The organism is Agromyces sp. NPDC127015, from assembly GCF_042725165.1.
GTDB lineage: Bacteria > Actinomycetota > Actinomycetes > Actinomycetales > Microbacteriaceae > Agromyces > Agromyces chromiiresistens.
Map to the genome: position 1 here is coordinate 272,857 of NZ_JBHXDI010000004.1, position 15,127 is coordinate 287,983.

Sequence of the window (15,127 nt, forward strand, 5' to 3'; positions counted from 1 at the left end):
CGTCAAATCCGCTTCGTCATGATGCCCAGAGGGCGGGATGCCGCGTGCTGCGGCCGCTCCGACGCTCGAGCTGCGCGGCGATCGAGAACAGCACGGCCTCGCCGCCGGGTCGGCCGATGAGCTGCACGCCGAGCGGCACCCCGTCGTCGGTCTCCGCGACGGGCACCGTGATCGCCGGCAGCCCCGAGACGTTCACGAACGAGGTGAACGGAGTGAACTGCACCTGCTGGGCGAAGTTGCGCTCGCCGTCGACCGCGTCGTACCAGCCCACCGGCCTCGGGGTCAGCGCGAGCGCCGGGGTCACGATCGCGTCGAACGACGCGAAGCGGCGGATCACCCGCTCCTCGAATCCCGCGAGCCAGGCGAGCGCCTCGGCGAGCTGCCGGGCGGGCACCGTGCGTCCGCGCTCGACCAGCCAGCGGGTGAGCGGCTCGAGCAGCGCCTCGCGGTCGCCGTCGACCGGGATCGTCGCCGCGCCCGCCTGCCAGACCGTGCGGAACGCGTCGGCGTAGCCCGGTTCCGGCGAGGCCGGCACCCGTTCGATGCCGTGGCCCATTCCGTCGAGCACGCCGATCGCCTGGTCGAGCGCGGCGATCGCCGGCGCTTCGATCGAGATCTCGACCCAGTCGTCCCACGGCGAATCGGTCATCACTCCGAGCTGGTAGCGCCCCTCGCCGCGGATCGCCGCGCCGAGGAACGGCCCGTCGTCGCCCGGCGCGCGCAGTGCGTACCGGTGCGCTGCGGGATAGCCGAGCGGCGCGATCAGCCCGTCGAGCAGCAGCGCGGCGTCGGCGACCGTGCGGGCGATCGGACCCGCGACGCCGAGGCCCGCGAGGCTCGCGAGGCCCGGCCCGGCCGGCACCCGGCCGCGGGACGGCTTGACGCCGACGAGTCCGCAGGCGGCGGCCGGGATCCGGATCGAGCCGCCGCCGTCGGAACCGGGGGCGAACGGCAGCATGCCGGCGGCGACCGCGGCCGCCGCTCCCCCGCTCGACCCGCCCGCCCCGAGCTCGAGGTTCCACGGGTTCCGCGCCGGCGGGAAGGCGAGGCCCTCGGTGTACGACGGCAGGCCGAACTCGGGCGTCGCCGTCTTGCCGAGGCTCACGGCACCCGCCGCGTCGACGGCGCGGACCAACTCGTCGGACTCGTCGGGCACGAAGTCCGTGAACGCACGCGATCCGAATTTCGCAGGCACGCCCGCGCGGAGCTGCAGGTCCTTGTCGGCGAGCGGGAGCCCCCACAGCGGTCTCGACCGCGGCACGTCGCGCTCGACGACGCCGGCTCGCGCGATGGCGAGCTCGGGCGTCACCGTCGCGAATGCGCCGACCTCGGTGTTCAGCCGTTCGACCCGCCCGAGGTAGTGAGCGGCGAGTTCCGTCGGCGACACCTCCCCCGCCTGGAGCAGCCGGTACTGGTCGAGGGCGGTGTGCTCGTGCAGCTCGGTCATGCCCCGAGCCTACGGCGGTGCCGGCCCGCCGCCGGCGGCACCGTCGACCGAGCGGTGCGGCCGCGAGGCATCCGCCCTATTTCAGCGAACGCTGCATGAGGATCGTGCCGAGCCACCGGTCGAACTTGAATCCGACCCGGCCCATCCGTCCGATCTCGGTGAATCCGAACCGCTCGTGCAGCACGAGCGAGCCCTCGGCGCCCTGGTCGGCGATGACGGCGATGATCTCCTTGATGCCGGCGGCCTTCGAGCGTTCGATGAGCTCGCCGAGCAGCACCCGACCGAGGCCCTTGCCGGTCGCCGCCGGTCCGAGGTAGATCGAGTCCTCGACGGTGAACCGGTAGGCGCGCTTCGGTTTCCACGGCGCGACGAGCGCGTAGCCGAGCAGCTGCCCCGTCGGCGACTCGGCGACGATGAACGGCATGCCGAGGTCGGCGAGCTGCACGAACTTCGCGCGCCACTCGGCGAGCGTCATCGGGTCCTCGTCGAACGTGACCGTCGAGTTGGCGACGTAGTGGTTGTAGATCTCGCGGACGCTCGGCAGGTCGGCCGGAACGGCGTCGCGCAACGAGTACTCGAACGGCGCCTCGACGGGCGCGGGCTTCCGCAGGTGATGCGGGAGCACCCGGCGTTCCTGGTATTCCTCCTCGAGCATGCCGTCAGACTACGTCGGCGAGATTGCGAGCAGGTTTCGGGATGCCTCGGCGTGAGCCGCCGCAGCCATGGCGGCGCTCATGCCGGCAGGCGCCAGTCGACCGGGTCGGCGCCCTGCGCCTCGAGCAGCGAGTTCGCCCGGCTGAACGGCCGCGATCCGAAGAAGCCGCGCGACGCCGACAACGGACTCGGATGCGCCGACTCGATCACCGGGGTGTCGCCGAGCAGCGGCTTCAGGCCCTGCGCATCGCGCCCCCAGAGGATGGCGACGAGGGGGGTGCCCCGGCCGACGAGCGACCTGATCGCGTGGTCGGTCACCTCCTCCCAGCCCTTGCCGCGGTGCGAGGCGGCCTCGCCCGGCCGTACCGTGAGCACGCGGTTCAGGAGCATCACGCCGTTCCGGCTCCAGTGCGTGAGGTCGCCGTGCGCCGGCGGTGCGACGCCGAGGTCGTCGTGCAGTTCGCGGTAGATGTTCTGGAGGCTCCGCGGCACCGGTCGCACGTGCGGGTCGACCGCGAACGAGAGCCCGATGGGATGCCCTGGGGTCGGGTACGGGTCCTGTCCGACGATGAGCACGCGCACGTCGGCGAAGGGCGCCCCGAATGCGCGCAGCACGCGGTCTCCGGACGGCAGGTAGCCGCGACCGGCCGCCGTCTCGGCACGCAGGAAGTCGCCCATCGCCGCGATGCGAGGGGCGACCGGCGCGAGGGCGCCTGCCCAGCCCGGGTCGATGAGGCCGGCTTCGGCGAGCTCGCTGAGGCTCTTCGCCGGCATCACGCGCCGACCGTCGCGACGACGACACCGTGTTCGGCGGGAAGCACCCGCCAGACGCTGCCGGAACCCTCGACCCTGAGTCCGTCCTCGGCCAGGATGAGCACCGTGCGCTCGTCGATGCCGAGCGCGCCGTCGATGAGGCCCGACTCCACCGCGGCCACGATGCGGGAGAGCATGCCGCGCTGGGCCACGTGCACCTCGACGGCGATGTCGACGAGCCCGATGCCCGCCCCGATCCCGAGCTCCGAGCCCGGCTCGTCGGGGTCCTCGGGCGAGACGACGATGCCGTCGATGCGCGAGCCGCCGTCGAGCGAGCCCTCGGCGGCGATCATCGCTCCGGCCGAGACGCCGAGGTACGGCACGCCGTCGGCGACCTGCCGTCGCAGTTCGTCGAACAGCGGCTCGAGTCCCGCGCGCACCTCTTCGACGATGCCGCCGCCGACGGCGATGCCGTCGACGTCGGCGAGCGCGGCGAGCCCGATCTCCTCGCCGCCGTGCACGGCGGTCACGTGCGGATCGAACTCGCCTGCCGCGGAGATGACGTCGACGAGCACTGCGGCCCGGCCCGGGCCGTCGGGATGCACGGAGATCACCGCGATGCGCGGGCGGGTGCGACCCATCGCCCGGCCGCGTGCGGCGGCCTCGGCGACGAACGGCGCGTACAACGGAGCATCGGCGCCGGTGAGCGCACCGCCGCCGACCAGGTGGACGTTCGCACTGCTGCCCGGCCCGGCGGCCTCGGCGCCGATCGGCCCGGCTCCGGCGAGTTCGTCGAGGCGCTTCCCGGACATCACGCGCCGATCGTCGAGACGACGACGCCGTGCTCGGCGGGCAGCACCCGCCAGACGCTGCCGCGGCCCTGCACCTCGAGGCCGCCCTCGCCGACGATGAGCACCGTCTCCTCGTCGATGCCGAGGCCGCCTTCGGCGATGCCGGCCTCGACCGCGGCGACGAGACGCGAGAGCGCACCCCACTGGGCGACGTGCACGTCGATCGCGACGTCCACGAGTCCGATGCCGGGCGCGACGGTGACCTCGTCGAGGCCCTGGTCGCCCGACTCGGGCGACACGGTCACCCCGCCGATGGCCCGGCCGCCGATCAGCGCCCGTTCCGCGGCGATCATCGCGCCCGCCGAGAATCCGAGATAGGGGGTGCCCGCGGCCACGAGCCGTCGCAGTTCGCCGAACCGCGGCTCGAGCGCGTCGCGGTACGCGGGGGTGTTGCCGCCGCCGACGATCACGCCGTCGACGTCGGCGAAGGCCGACGGCGGCACGTCGCCGCCGTGGGCGACCGCCGTCACGACCGGGACGAACGCGCCGACCGCCGCAGCGACCTCGACGAGCTTCGCCGCATGCGCCTCGGCGTCGCCGTCGCGCACCGCCACCACGGCGATGCGGGGCTCGGCGCGGCCGGCCGACGCCGCCCGGTGCGCGGCCTCGACGATGAAGCGCGAGAAGACCGCGGTGTCGCCGTCGGCGGGCCAGCCGCCGCCCACGAGGTGGACGCTCACGCGGTGCCCTCGACGGTCGGCGCGGTGACCGGCGGCAGCGCCGACCAGGGGAACACGATCCAGTCGTCGGTGTCGCGGTAGCTGTAGTCGGGCACGAGGATGGTGCGCGACTTCGTGTAGAGCGTCGCCGTGCGCACGTCGGCGCCCACCTCGGTGAGCAGTTCGAGCACCTTCGCGAGCGTGCGCCCCGAATCGGAGACGTCGTCGACGAGCAGCACCTTGAGGCCCGCGAGCGCGGGCGCGTCGAGCATCGGCGGGTGCACGATGGGCTCGGGCAGCACCTGCTCGATGTCGGTGTAGAACTCGACGTTGATCGAGCCGCACTGCTTCGTGCCGAGCGCGTACGCGATCGCACCCGCGAGCAGCAGCCCGCCGCGCGCGATCGCGATCACGACATCGGGCTTGAAGCCCGAGCCGAGCACATCGCCGGCGAGCGAGCGAGCCGCCTCGCCGAACCGGTCCCAATCGAGGATCTCGCGGCGGATCTCGGGCACTCCGAGGCCGGCGTCATTCGCATCGAACGTCATCTGGAGATCGTATCGGGCCGCCGCGGCGGGCGGGTCAGCGATCCGCTCCGTCGGCCGGCGATCCGTGCGCCGCTCCCCCGCCCGACTCGTCCCGACCGATCGGGCGATCGCGCGCGGCGGCCCGCCGCGCCGCCGCCTCGACCTCGCGGTCCGACCGCGCCTGGCCGACCCGCTCGCCGATGTACGAGATGATCGTCGCCGACGCGGTGCCCACGATCACGACGCCGCCGGCCATCAGGAAGACGGCGTAGAACCGCCCCTCGGTGGTGATGGGGTACATGTCGCCGTAGCCGACGGTCGCGACCGTGACGATCGCCCACCAGATCGCATCGCCGAACGTCGTGATCGTCGCACCCGGTGCGCCCCGTTCCGCCTGCAGGGTCGCGAGCGCGATGAAGTAGACGAAGACGATCGCATAGGTCGTGCCGTAGATGATGATATTGGCGCGCACCGCCGCACCACTGCGTCGCTGCAGGTACGGCACGTTGCGCAACAGGGCGAGCACGCGGAACGCGCGGAACAGCGGCACGATCGCCGACAGGACGTCGACCGGATGGGAGCGGATGAACGCCCAGCGGCCGCCGCGGGGCGTGAGCGAGATCCGCACGACCACGTCGGTCACGAAGACGAGCCAGGCGACCACGAGCGCGACGAAGAGCGGCGAACCCGGCCCGCGCGGAATCCACGGAGCGAGGACGTAGATCGTGTAGGCGACGATGAAGACGACGCCGAGCACCACGAGCGGAATCGTCGTGCGCCGTTCCCATGCATCCCGACGCGGGGCCGGCCGCTCCGCTGACGCGGCATCGGTTGTCATGGGGCATCCGTTCCACGGACCGCGAGGGGGCCCTTCGTCAGCCGGTACGGCGCGGCCTGCGCGACCGGCTTCACGACGATGAGGTCGAGGTCGACGTGCCGGGGCTTCTGCACGGCGTCGACGATCACGCCGGCGATGTCCTCGGCGACGAGCGGATCCGGCACGTTCTCGTACACGGCGTCGGCCCGGGCGCGGTCGCCCCCGAAGCGCACGAGGGCGAACTCGTCGGTCTTGACGAGGCCCGGCGCGACCTCGATCACCCGCAGCGGCTCGCCGTTGAGCTCGAGCCGCAGCACCTCGGTGAGCGCGTGCGCGGCGAACTTCGCCGCGTTGTACCCGCCGCCGCCGACGTAGGCGGTGTGCCCGGCGATCGACGTGACGTTCACGATGTCGGCGACGCCGCGCGAGATCGCGCCCTGTCGCAGCAACGGCAGCAGGGCGCTCGTGACGCGCTTGAGGGCGAGCACGTTGACCTCGAACATCCACGCCCAGTCGTCGATCTCCGAAGCCTCGACCGAGTCGAGCCCCTTCGCCCCGCCCGCGTTGTTCACGAGGGCGTGGACGGGGCCGGTCGCGGCGAGGTGGTCGCGCAACGCGTCGACGTCGGACTGCTGCGTGAGGTCGGCGACGAACACGGAGGCCCCGGTCTCGGCCTCGAGCACCCGAAGGCGCTCCTCGCGGCGGGCCACGCCCACCACGTCCCATCCGGCCGCCCGGAGCGCCCGTACCGTGGCCGCCCCGATGCCCGAACTCGCACCCGTCACGACCGCACGAAGTTTCGCCATGCGCCCATTCTGCCCGCAACCGGCCGCGGTCTTCGGGAACCGTGCGCTTGAATGGAGTGATGCACACGAGGATCGACCACCCCCGGCCGACCCGCAAGCGGGTGCCGCTGTGGGACAACGCGCGCTGGATCGCGATCACGCTCGTCGTCGTCGGGCACGGCATCCTGCCGCTCATCGCCGAGTCCGACAGCGCGTACAGCGTCTACCTGTTCATCTACTCGTTCCATGTCGCGGTCTTCGTCGTCGTGAGCGGCTACTTCGCGAAGTCGGGGCCGCCGAACGCCAGGGCGCTGCGGCAGATCCTCACCGACATCGTCTTCCCGTACTTCATCTTCGAGACGATCTGGACGGTCCTCCGCTGGCTCCTCGGCGGGGACTTCGACCTCGACTTCACGACCGCGTCGTGGACCCTGTGGTTCCTCATCGCCCTCGCCGCCTGGCGCATCGTGCTGCCGTACCTCGTGCTGCTGCGCTACCCCCTGCTGATCGCGATCGTCATCTCGATCGGCGCCGGCTACACGGAGACGATCGACTCGACCTTCGCGCTCACACGCACCTTCGGCATGCTGCCCTTCTTCGTGTTCGGCTGGAAGCTCAGGCAGTGGCAGGTCACCGGACGCTGGCTGGAGCTCCGCCCGGCCGTGACCTGGCGCTGGCGAGCGGGCGCGATCGCGCTGTTCGCCGTCGTGCTGGCCGTCATGCCGATGACGATCGAGACGCTCCGCGACCTGAAGCTCCGCCGCTTCATGCTCTACGACGAGTCCTACGAGGCGATCGGCTACGACGAGCCGTGGTCGGGCGCCATCCGCCTCGTCCTGCTCCTGTCCGCGATGGTGCTCGCCGTCGCGTTCCTCGTGCTCATGCCCCGGGGCGCCCACTGGTTCACGCCCTTCGGCCGGGCGACCATGTACATCTACCTCCTGCACCCGTTCGTGCTCTTCCCGTTCCGCGAGTCGGGCATCCTCGCGGGCGACCAGCCGTTCTGGGTGCTGCCCGCGATGATCGCGTTCTGCGTCGGCATCGCGATCGTGCTCTCCCTGAAACCGGTCCGGCGCGTCTTCCGCCCGCTCGTCGAACCGCGCGCACGGTGGCTGTTCCGCCCAGAGCCGTCGACCGCGACCGGCACGATCGTGCTGCCGCCCGACCCCGAGCGGCACTGACCCCGAGCCCGCACGGAGCGGGCGCACGCCTGCCTCGCCCGTGACGCCGTGTTGCGGGCTCCGTTGCCCGACTCCACCGCCGCGCCTAACGTGACTCGACAACGCCATCGCGACTGGCACGACCAGCTCGACCCGGCCGCGCACGACTTCCGAGGAGACATCCATGACCAGCAACGCCGACTGGCGCTTCGAGACCAAGCAGGTCCACTCGGGCGCTGCGCCCGACCCCGTCACGAAGGCCCGCGCGACGCCGATCTACCAGACCACGTCGTACGTGTTCGACAACGCCGAGCACGCGCAGAACCTGTTCGCGCTCGCCGAGTTCGGCAACATCTACACGCGCATCCAGAACCCGACCCAGGCCGTCGTCGAAGAGCGCATCGCGGCGCTCGAGGGCGGCACGGGCGCGCTGCTGCTGGCATCGGGCCAGTCGGCGTCGACGTTCGCGGTGCTGAACATCGCCGAGGCCGGCGACCACATCGTGTCGTCGTCGTCGATCTACGGCGGCACGTACAACCTCTTCAAGTACACGCTCGCGAAGCTCGGCATCGAGACCACGTTCGTCGAGAACCAGGACGACCCCGACGAGTGGCGCCGCGCCGTCCGGCCGAACACGAAGCTCTTCTTCGCCGAGACGATCGGCAACCCGAAGATCAACATCCTCGACATCGAGCTCGTGTCGGGCGTCGCGCACGAGGCCGGCCTCCCGCTCATCGTCGACAACACCATCGCGACGCCGTACCTCATCCGCCCGTTCGAGCACGGCGCCGACATCGTCATCCACTCGGCGACGAAGTTCCTCGGCGGCCACGGCACCGTGATCGGCGGCGTGATCGTCGACGGCGGCAGGTTCGAGTGGTCGAAGAACGTCGCGAAGTTCCCGGGCCTCACCGAGCCCGACCCCTCGTACCACGGCGCGAGCTACACGACCGCGGTCGGCGACGGCCTCGCCTACGTCATCAAGGCGCGCGTGCAGCTGCTCCGCGACCTCGGCGCGGCGATCGCCCCGGCGAGCGCGTGGCAGCTGATCCAGGGCATCGAGACGCTGTCGCTGCGCGTCGAGCGCCACGTGCAGAACGCGCAGGAGATCGCGGAGTGGCTCGACAACCACCCCGAGGTCGCGAGCGTCAACTACTCGGGCCTGCCCTCGAGCCCGTGGTACGCGGCGGCGAACAAGTACGCCCCGAAGGGCGTCGGGGCGGTGCTCTCGTTCGAGCTCAAGGGCGGCGTCGACGCCGGCCGCGCGCTCGTCGACGGCCTGTCGCTGTTCAGCCACCTCGCGAACATCGGCGACGTGCGCTCGCTCGTCATCCACCCGGCGTCGACGACCCACTCGCAGCTCACGCCCGAGCAGCAGCTCACGACGGGCGTGACGCCCGGCCTCGTGCGCCTCTCGCTCGGCATCGAGAACATCGACGACCTCAAGGCCGACCTCGAGGCGGGCCTCGCGGCCGCTCGCGCGGCGACCGACGCGGCTCGCGTCTGACATCGTTCCGAGGGGCGGATGCCTCGAGCCCACGCCGGCTCGAGGCATCCGCCCTTTCGGCACCGCGTCAGTGCGGTGCCGCCGGCGCCCGGGTCGTAACAATGGACGATCGGCTCGGCCGGCGCGGGAGAATCGAAGGCATGGACTGGCAGACGACGGCCGACGTGGTTCCGGCGGGATTCGTGCCCGAGGCGGGCGCGCTCGCCCTGCTCGGGCGCGCGCCGGCGACCGGCGCCTGGCGCGAGGGCGACCCCGTCGGCGATCGTCGGTTCGTCGGCATCGGCGACCTCGGGCTCGAGTCGGGCGGGGTCCTGCCGGGGGTCCGCATCGCGTACGAGCAGTGGGGCACCCTGTCGGCCGAGCGCGACAACGCCGTGCTCGTGCTGCACGCGCTCACCGGCGACAGCCACGTCATCGGCGAGGCGGGCGCCGGGCATGCGAGCGCCGGGTGGTGGCACGGCGTCGTCGGGCCGGGGCTCGCCGTCGACACCGACCGGTGGTTCGTCGTCGCGCCGAACGTCGTGGGCGGCTGCCAGGGCTCGACCGGGCCCGCCTCGCTCGCCCCCGACCGCAGCGAGTGGGGGGCTCGCTTCCCGTTCCTCACCATTCGAGACCAGGTGCGGGCGCAGATCGCCTTCGCACGCTCGATCGGCATCGAGCGGTTCGCCGCCGTCATCGGCGGGTCGATGGGCGCCATGCACGTGCTCGAGTGGGCGATCGAGGCGCCCGACGCCGTCGAACGCATCGCTGTGCTGGCGGCTCCCGCGGCCACCACCGCCGACCAGATCGCGCTCAATTCCGTGCAGATCGAGGCGATCCGCACCGACCCCGCATTCCGCGCCGGCGCCTTCTACGACGCTCCCGACGGGGAGGGCCCGACGCGCGGGCTCGCGCTCGCGCGACGCATGGCGATGCTCAACTACCGCACGGCCGCCGAACTCAACGACCGGTTCGAGCGCAGCTGGCAGTCCGGTCTCGACCCGCTCGGCGGCGAGGGCCGCTTCGCGGTCGAGTCGTACCTCGACTTCCACGGCAACAAGTTCACCCGTCGGTTCGACGCGAACAGCTACATCGTGCTCACCGAGTCGATGAACTCGCACGACATCGGCCGAGGGCGAGGCGGCGTCGCCGCGGCCCTCGCCCGGGTGCAGGCCAAGAGCCTCGTGCTCGGCGTCGACAGCGACCGCTACTTCCCCCTCGCGGGGCAGGTCGAGATCGCCGCCGGCCTCGCCCGGAGCGTGCACGGTCCGACGCCCGTGGTCGTGGAGAGCGACTTCGGTCACGACGCGTTCCTCATCGAGCGCGACGCGGTCGGCGCCGAGCTCGCCCGCCTGCTCGCCGCGTGAGCGGAGGGGCCGCCGACCGGCGCGCCCGTCCGGTGCGGGCCGTGCCGGCCGTCGCGGATTCGCCGCGGAGCAGCCCATTTCGAGCCACTACTGGACTAGTGTTCGAGATGACGGGTGCCTGCGCGGGCGCGCTCGTCGTGCCGAGGGGGTGACATGAAGCGCATCCACAAGGAGCGCGATCGGCTCCTCCGCCGAATCGCGAGGATCGCCGGACTCTCCGGCGCGATCGGGGCGCTCGCGTGCATGCTCATCCCGAGCTCGGCCGGGCCGCTCGAGCTCGGAGTGGTGGTCCTGCTCGGCCTCGTCACCGCCGTCCTCGTCGTCGTGCACACCGCGCACGGCAGCGTCCCCGCGGCGCTCGGAGTGGTCGCGAGCTCGCTCGCGACCGTGGCCGTGCTCGGGTCGGCGGAGGTCGACCCGGTCGCGTTCGCCGCGATGTCGCTCACCGGCGCGGCCGCCGCGCCGTCGGTGGCGATCACGCTCATCGTGCGTCCGGGCGGCGTGCCGCTCGTCGTGTCGCTCGGCGCGCTCTCGGTGGTCGTCGCCGGCGTCATCGTGGTCAGCGGGCACACGAAGCCGACCATCATCGTCGCGACGATCGCCGGCTGGTCGGTCGGCTCGGCGATCGGCCTCGCCCTCGACCACGGCATCGCCGGCGCCGCGGCTCGCATCGACGAGATCGGCCGGGCCCACGAGGCCGAACGCATCGCCAGCGAGACCGAGGCCCGGCAGCGGCAGGACGCCCGCGTGCTGCACGACACGGTGCTCGCGACGCTGAGCCTCCTCGCCCACTCCGGCGTCGGCGTCGGTGCCGCCGCGCTCCGGCAGCAGGCGGGCGACGACGCACGGCTGCTGAAGCAGCTCCGCCTCGGCGCCTCCCTCGACAACACCTCGAACGCGATCTTCTCGCCCGACTCCGACGAGGACCTGCTGTCGACGACGTTCGAGTCGGTCAGGCAGCGCTTCGCCCGGATGGGCCTCGATGTCAACTGGCACGGCGTCGGACAGCTCGCGCTGCCGCGCGAGACGCTCGATGCCCTGCTCGGCGCGCTCGGCGAGTGCCTCGAGAACGTGCGCCGCCATTCCGGGGTCAACGAGGCCGACGTGACCGTCAGCGACGACGACCGCACGGTTCGGGCCATGGTGACCGACGCCGGCCACGGATTCGCGCCGGAGTCCGTCGACCCGGCCCGGCTCGGCTACGCCGAGTCGGTCGTCGGCCGACTTCACACCGTCGGCGGGCGCGCCCGCATCTTCTCGTCGCCAGGCTCGGGGACGACCGTCATGCTCGAGGTGCCGAAGCCGTGACCACGGGGACGATCGAGCAGACCGGCGCCAACGGGTTCCGGCGGCCGTCGCGCACGGCGCGGGCGGTCCGCGCCGTCGGCGATGTGCGCGACCGCCACGGGGGGCGTCGACTCGCGACCGGCATCGCGGTCGCCGGCGGCGTGGTCATCCTGTGGTTCCTGGCGCGCGCGATCATCCTCGCGCCGCTCTTCCCACCGGGGCCGGGGCCGTGGCCGGCCTGGATCGCCCTCGCCGTCATCATCGGCATCGGGGTCGTCTCGCGCATCTTCTCGCGCGACCAGCCGCTGCCCGACGTGCTCTACGTCTTCCTGCTCGTCGCACTGGCCGTACCGATCTGGCTCGACGTCTCCGCGACGTGGGGGCTGCTCCACCTCGGGGTCACGCCGACGGCCGCGGCCGCGACGGGGGCCGTCCTCATGCCGGTCGCGGCGATCCGCGGCACGCGCGTGCCGCTCGCCGTCGCGATCACCACCGGCGTGGTGCTCGCCGTTGCGGCCCTCCTGCAGGCCGCGTCGGCCGGGCCGTACACGGCCACCGGCCTCGCGGTGGCCGCGGCGGCAGTGCTGCCGCTCGTGCTCGCCGTCGTCACGATCCGAGGGTTCCGCCGGCTCGTCGTGCGCGAGCTCGATCTCTCGCTCGTGCAGAGCACCGTCGCGACGCCGCCCTCCCCCGTCGGCATGCGCGCCTCGGAGGAGCTCGCGCAGCTCGATTTCGACGCCGAGACCCTGCTCGACGACGTGGGATCGGGGCGCATCGCGATCCCGCTGCCCGCCGAGGCCGCGGAGCGGGCCGGTCAGCTCGCCGCCGCGCTTCGAGCCCGTCTCATCGAGGGTCGCACCGACACCTGGCTGCGACACGCCGTGACCGAGTCCGCGTATCTGAGCGAGCATGTCGTCGTCGACGATCCCGAGGGCGCCGCCGGTTACCTCGGCAAGACGCAGCGCGACAACCTGCTGCTCGCGCTCTGGCTGCTGGGCGGCGAGCGCAGGAAGGGCCAGACGACGCCGATCTCGGTGGTCGTCACGACGTCCGACTCCGAGGTCGACGACGAAGAGCACGCGACGTCGGAAGCGGCTCGAACGGCACCGGTCGTGCTCATCGGCATCGAGATCGACGGCGTCGCACACCGACGTCTGGACGCCGCGACGTGGGACGCTATCGGTAATGTCGGAACACACGATGTCGTCGGCGGCCCCGCTGCCTTCCGCATCGACATCGAGTGCCGGGCGGACCCGACCGTCCCGGCGAGTGCGTCGGCCGCCACCGCGGCCCGTCCGAGGGGAAGCTGAATGCCCGACACCGCTCCACCGATCCGACTCGCGATCGTCGACGACCATCGAATGCTGCTCGGTGCGCTCACCGAGTGGCTGCGCGGCGCCTCGGCCGAGATCGAGCTCGTCGCGGCCGTGCCCTCGTGGTCCGAGCTGCTCGCCCACCCCGACTTCCCGGTCGACGTGGTGCTGCTCGACCTCGACCTGCGCGACAACATCCCGATCTCGCTCAAGCTCTCGATGCTGAAGTCCGCCGAAGTGCAGACGATGCTCATGAGCAACTACTCCGAACCCGCCGTCGTTCGCGAGGCGCTCAGCGCCGGTGCGATGGGCTACCTCGTCAAGTCGGAGCCCGTCGAATCGATCATCGAGGCGATCCGGTCGGCGATGCTCGGCGAGTCGTACCTGACGCCCGAGCTCGAGGCCGCGCTGCTCGACGACGGCACGGTGCCGAAGCTCTCGGCGCAGGAGCGACGCGTGATGGCGCTCTACGGCGCCGGCCAGCCGGTCAAGGCCGTCGCCTTCCAGCTCGGCATCTCGGAAGAGACGGCGAAGAGCTATCTCAAGCGCATCCGCGAGAAGTACCGTGCCGCCGGGTACGACGTCGGCACGAAGGTCGCGCTGCGCAAGCGCGCGATCGCCGACGGCATCCTGCTGCAGTCCGACTGACGGCGGCATCCTTCATCGGTGACCTGCCCGGTGCCGCTCACCCGTTCAGACGTCGACGGCCGGGGTGGCTCCGGTCGCGTAGGGCACGTGAACACCGCGGCCGCGCAGGGCCCGGTCCATCGCGAAGCTGCAGAGCGCGAGCCCGATGCCGGCGATCGTGAGCACGAGTCCGACCCAGATCGGTGCGACGTAGCCGAAGCCGGCGGCGATCACGGTGCCGCCGAGCAGGGCGCCGAGGCTGTTGCCGATGTTCAGCGCCGAGTGGTTCAACGCAGCTGCGATCGACTGGCTGTCGCGCGCGACATCCATCAGCCTGGTCTGGATGGTCGGCGCGAGCGCCGACGAGGTCGCCCCGATGAGGAACGCGCCGACGAAGAGCCCCGCCGCGAACTGCGCGGTGAGGGCCAGCAGCGCGAGCGAGGCCGCGAGCGCCGCGAACGACAGGTACATCGTGCGACGCACGCTCCAATCGGCGAGCCGGCCGCCGACGAGGTTGCCGACCGTCATTCCGAGGCCGGTGGCGACGAGCACGAGCGGCACGGCCGCCGTCGCGAGTCCGGTGACCTCGGTCGCGAGCGGAGCGATGTAGCTGTACATGGCGAAGAAGCCGCCGAACCCGATCGCGCCGATGGCGATCGCGAACCACACCTGCGGCCGGGTGAACGCGCCGAGCTCGCGGCGCACGCTCGCCGCCGGGTCGCCGGGCTGCCACGGCACCGCGACGGCGACCGCGACGAACGTGAGCGCGAAGATCGCGGCGACGGCGAGGTAGGCCACCCGCCAGCTCGTGGCCTGCCCGAGCCAGGTGATCGCGGGGACGCCGATCACGTTCGCGATCGTGAGGCCCGACAGCACGAGCGCGACGCCGCGACCGCGCTTGCCGGGACCCATCAGGCTCGCGGCGACGAGCGAGGCGATTCCGAAGTACGCGCCGTGCGGGAGGGCCGAGAGGAATCGGGCGGCGAGCACGAGCCCGAACGACGGCAGCACCGCCGACGCCACGGTGCCGATCGTGAACGCGGCGACGAGGGCCAGCAGCAGTCGCTTGCGCGGCCAGCGCGCGGCCACGGCCGCGATGGTCGGCGCGCCGACGACGACCCCGAGCGCGTACGCCGAGATGATCCAGCCGGCCGTCGCGTTCGCCGCGTCGGCCGATTCGGCGTGGATGCCGGGCAGGAGGTCGAGCGCGAGGTCGGGCAGCAGGCCCATCGCCACGAACTCGGTCGATCCGATGCCGAAGCCGCCGAGGGCGAGCGCGAGGAGCGCGAAACGAACGCGGGCCGGCGACAACGTCGTCGGCCCGGAGAGATCTGGGGTCACCGACCGATTCTCGCACGGATCGAATCGATTCGACAACCCGGCCGCACCGACTG

General features: G+C 72.2%; 15 protein-coding genes. 6 read left to right on the top strand and 9 right to left on the bottom strand.

The genetic code is table 11. The features are described 5' to 3' along the window. Nucleotides 1–16: 16 nt before the first annotated feature. The 8 genes from ACFWGP_RS13480 to ACFWGP_RS13515 form a co-directional block, all read right to left on the bottom strand. On the bottom strand, nt 17–1,447 hold the full coding sequence (locus tag ACFWGP_RS13480; RefSeq protein WP_376931131.1) for an amidase: 1,431 nt from the start codon (nt 1,445–1,447) through the stop codon (nt 17–19). 76 nt (nt 1,448–1,523) lie between these two features. Then, on the bottom strand, nt 1,524–2,102 hold the full coding sequence (locus ACFWGP_RS13485) for a GNAT family N-acetyltransferase (protein ID WP_231431509.1): 579 nt from the start codon (nt 2,100–2,102) through the stop codon (nt 1,524–1,526). A gap of 77 nt (nt 2,103–2,179) precedes the next feature. Next, nucleotides 2,180–2,875: a uracil-DNA glycosylase gene (locus ACFWGP_RS13490; RefSeq protein ID WP_376931254.1), complete on the bottom strand. Its 696-nt coding sequence runs from the start codon at nt 2,873–2,875 to the stop codon at nt 2,180–2,182. After that, on the bottom strand, nt 2,875–3,666 hold the full coding sequence (locus tag ACFWGP_RS13495) for a Type 1 glutamine amidotransferase-like domain-containing protein (protein ID WP_376931255.1): 792 nt from the start codon (nt 3,664–3,666) through the stop codon (nt 2,875–2,877). The genes ACFWGP_RS13490 and ACFWGP_RS13495 overlap by 1 nt, the downstream gene beginning before the upstream one ends. Further along, on the bottom strand, nt 3,666–4,385 hold the full coding sequence (locus ACFWGP_RS13500) for a Type 1 glutamine amidotransferase-like domain-containing protein (protein ID WP_231431511.1): 720 nt from the start codon (nt 4,383–4,385) through the stop codon (nt 3,666–3,668). Before ACFWGP_RS13500 ends, ACFWGP_RS13495 begins: the two co-directional genes overlap by 1 nt. Beyond that, nucleotides 4,382–4,912, bottom strand: a complete 531-nt coding sequence (locus ACFWGP_RS13505) for a phosphoribosyltransferase (protein WP_275506641.1) — start codon at nt 4,910–4,912, stop codon at nt 4,382–4,384. Before ACFWGP_RS13505 ends, ACFWGP_RS13500 begins: the two co-directional genes overlap by 4 nt. Nucleotides 4,913–4,946: 34 nt before the next feature. Next, the gene (locus ACFWGP_RS13510; protein ID WP_231431513.1) at nt 4,947–5,729 is read right to left on the bottom strand and encodes a potassium channel family protein; all 783 of its coding nucleotides are present in this window, start codon (nt 5,727–5,729) and stop codon (nt 4,947–4,949) included. Next, a complete protein-coding gene (locus ACFWGP_RS13515) occupies nt 5,726–6,514 on the bottom strand; it encodes an SDR family NAD(P)-dependent oxidoreductase (protein WP_231431514.1) in 789 nt (262 codons plus the stop codon). Before ACFWGP_RS13515 ends, ACFWGP_RS13510 begins: the two co-directional genes overlap by 4 nt. Before the next feature lie 59 nt (nt 6,515–6,573). Here ACFWGP_RS13515 and ACFWGP_RS13520 point away from each other — a divergent pair, with 59 nt between their 5' ends. From ACFWGP_RS13520 to ACFWGP_RS13545, 6 genes are all read left to right on the top strand, one after another. After that, entirely contained in the window at nt 6,574–7,674 is a 1,101-nt protein-coding gene (locus tag ACFWGP_RS13520) for an acyltransferase family protein (RefSeq protein WP_231431515.1), read from the top strand. A 106-nt stretch (nt 7,675–7,780) separates the two neighbouring features. Next, entirely contained in the window at nt 7,781–9,160 is a 1,380-nt protein-coding gene (locus tag ACFWGP_RS13525; protein WP_308191677.1) for a bifunctional o-acetylhomoserine/o-acetylserine sulfhydrylase, read from the top strand. 140 nt (nt 9,161–9,300) lie between these two features. Continuing rightward, entirely contained in the window at nt 9,301–10,506 is a 1,206-nt protein-coding gene (locus ACFWGP_RS13530) for a homoserine O-acetyltransferase (protein WP_231431517.1), read from the top strand. Nucleotides 10,507–10,659: 153 nt separating this feature from the next. Beyond that, nucleotides 10,660–11,814 (top strand): sensor histidine kinase, encoded by a 1,155-nt coding sequence (locus tag ACFWGP_RS13535; RefSeq protein ID WP_231431518.1) that lies wholly within the window; start codon nt 10,660–10,662, stop codon nt 11,812–11,814. After that, on the top strand, nt 11,811–13,103 hold the full coding sequence (locus ACFWGP_RS13540) for a hypothetical protein (RefSeq protein ID WP_231431519.1): 1,293 nt from the start codon (nt 11,811–11,813) through the stop codon (nt 13,101–13,103). Before ACFWGP_RS13535 ends, ACFWGP_RS13540 begins: the two co-directional genes overlap by 4 nt. After that, nucleotides 13,104–13,754 carry a response regulator transcription factor gene (locus tag ACFWGP_RS13545; RefSeq protein ID WP_231431520.1) on the top strand — a complete coding sequence of 217 codons (651 nt, stop codon included), beginning with the start codon at nt 13,104–13,106 and terminating at the stop codon, nt 13,752–13,754. 45 nt (nt 13,755–13,799) lie between these two features. Here ACFWGP_RS13545 and ACFWGP_RS13550 read toward each other — a convergent pair whose 3' ends face one another. Then, a complete protein-coding gene (locus tag ACFWGP_RS13550) occupies nt 13,800–15,074 on the bottom strand; it encodes an MFS transporter (protein ID WP_376931132.1) in 1,275 nt (424 codons plus the stop codon). Nucleotides 15,075–15,127: the final 53 nt, after the last annotated feature.

Excerpts from the sequence above, each read along its gene's own strand:
- ACFWGP_RS13480 (WP_376931131.1), bottom strand. The coding sequence starts at position 1,447 with ATGACCGAGCTGCACGAGCACACCGCCCTCGACCAGTACCGGCTGCTC.
- ACFWGP_RS13485 (WP_231431509.1), bottom strand. The coding sequence starts at position 2,102 with ATGCTCGAGGAGGAATACCAGGAACGCCGGGTGCTCCCGCATCACCTG.
- ACFWGP_RS13490 (WP_376931254.1), bottom strand. The coding sequence starts at position 2,875 with ATGCCGGCGAAGAGCCTCAGCGAGCTCGCCGAAGCCGGCCTCATCGAC.
- ACFWGP_RS13495 (WP_376931255.1), bottom strand. The coding sequence starts at position 3,666 with ATGTCCGGGAAGCGCCTCGACGAACTCGCCGGAGCCGGGCCGATCGGC.
- ACFWGP_RS13505 (WP_275506641.1), bottom strand. The coding sequence starts at position 4,912 with ATGACGTTCGATGCGAATGACGCCGGCCTCGGAGTGCCCGAGATCCGC.
- ACFWGP_RS13510 (WP_231431513.1), bottom strand. The coding sequence starts at position 5,729 with ATGACAACCGATGCCGCGTCAGCGGAGCGGCCGGCCCCGCGTCGGGAT.
- ACFWGP_RS13515 (WP_231431514.1), bottom strand. The coding sequence starts at position 6,514 with ATGGCGAAACTTCGTGCGGTCGTGACGGGTGCGAGTTCGGGCATCGGG.
- ACFWGP_RS13520 (WP_231431515.1), top strand. The coding sequence starts at position 6,574 with ATGCACACGAGGATCGACCACCCCCGGCCGACCCGCAAGCGGGTGCCG.
- ACFWGP_RS13530 (WP_231431517.1), top strand. The coding sequence starts at position 9,301 with ATGGACTGGCAGACGACGGCCGACGTGGTTCCGGCGGGATTCGTGCCC.
- ACFWGP_RS13535 (WP_231431518.1), top strand. The coding sequence starts at position 10,660 with ATGAAGCGCATCCACAAGGAGCGCGATCGGCTCCTCCGCCGAATCGCG.
- ACFWGP_RS13545 (WP_231431520.1), top strand. The coding sequence starts at position 13,104 with ATGCCCGACACCGCTCCACCGATCCGACTCGCGATCGTCGACGACCAT.